General features: G+C 22.7%; 1 protein-coding gene. It reads right to left on the bottom strand.

Annotated elements, in window-relative coordinates; translation table 11 throughout:
• Window positions 1–210 precede the first annotated feature (210 nt).
• Window positions 211–383: YlxR family protein (locus COZ07_RS03520; RefSeq protein ID WP_406607205.1), on the bottom strand; the 173-nt coding region annotated here is incomplete at its 5' end.

Genomic DNA, 383 nt, shown 5'->3' with positions numbered 1-383 from the left:
ATTTAAAAACCAGATTAGTTCTTTGGTTGGTATTTTTAAATCTTCAGCTAGTTTATAAACTCTCATTTTCACACCTATCACCCCCGCTATGACTTATATCTATCTTTGATATATCCAAATACAATTATTATTTATAATGTATTTTAAGTATCAACTTCATCTTGTAATTTATAAATAACTATTAAAAAGATATTTCTTTATTTAAAATTATTAAATGTATTTTTTAAATAGTCTTCTCAATTCATCAAGTATTGGTAAGGGAATATCTTGTTTTAATGATTTATTTAATATTTTTTTTCTTATAGCTATATTTAAACATTCAACATTATAACAAAGATATGTTCCTCTGCCAGATTTTTTACCTGTTTCATCAACTTCAATGT

The organism is Candidatus Infernicultor aquiphilus, from assembly GCF_002784285.1.
Taxonomy (GTDB): domain Bacteria; phylum Atribacterota; class Phoenicimicrobiia; order Phoenicimicrobiales; family Phoenicimicrobiaceae; genus Infernicultor; species Infernicultor aquiphilus.
The sequence above is the reverse complement of the archived record's forward strand: the minus strand, read 5'-3'. Positions and strand labels throughout refer to the sequence as shown.